The sequence below is a fragment of the Pseudoalteromonas sp. S3178 genome (assembly GCF_005886985.1).
GTDB classification, from domain to species: Bacteria; Pseudomonadota; Gammaproteobacteria; order Enterobacterales; family Alteromonadaceae; genus Pseudoalteromonas; species Pseudoalteromonas carrageenovora.
Map to the genome: position 1 here is coordinate 1 of NZ_PNCW01000185.1, position 332 is coordinate 332.

At 45.5% G+C, this 332-nt stretch carries 1 protein-coding gene; it reads left to right on the forward strand.

What is annotated here, in order from left to right; genetic code table 11:
- On the forward strand, nucleotides 1–332 hold a 332-nt coding region (locus tag CWC11_RS20540; protein ID WP_212748100.1), incomplete at both ends, for a PPC domain-containing protein.

Consider the following 332-nt stretch of genomic DNA (forward strand, 5'->3'; position numbering starts at 1 on the left):
GACAGCTAGCAGCTACGATTGCCGCCCTTACAAATCCGGTAATAACGAAACCTGTGATATTAGCCCAATTCAAACGGGTAAATATTACGTCATGTTATCTGGTTATGCAGCATACAGTGGCGTTAGCTTAGTCGCGAGTTTTGACTCAACAACTCCCCCAGATAATGGAGGTTCTGAGCAATGGCCAAACCTTAGTGCGAATAAAGATCAATGGGTATACAAAACACTCACGCTACCAAGTGGCGTAAATACCTTAACGGTTAATTCAGCATCTGGGACAGGTGATGCTGACCTTTACGTTCGCTTTGGCAGCCAGCCAACGTCATCAAGCT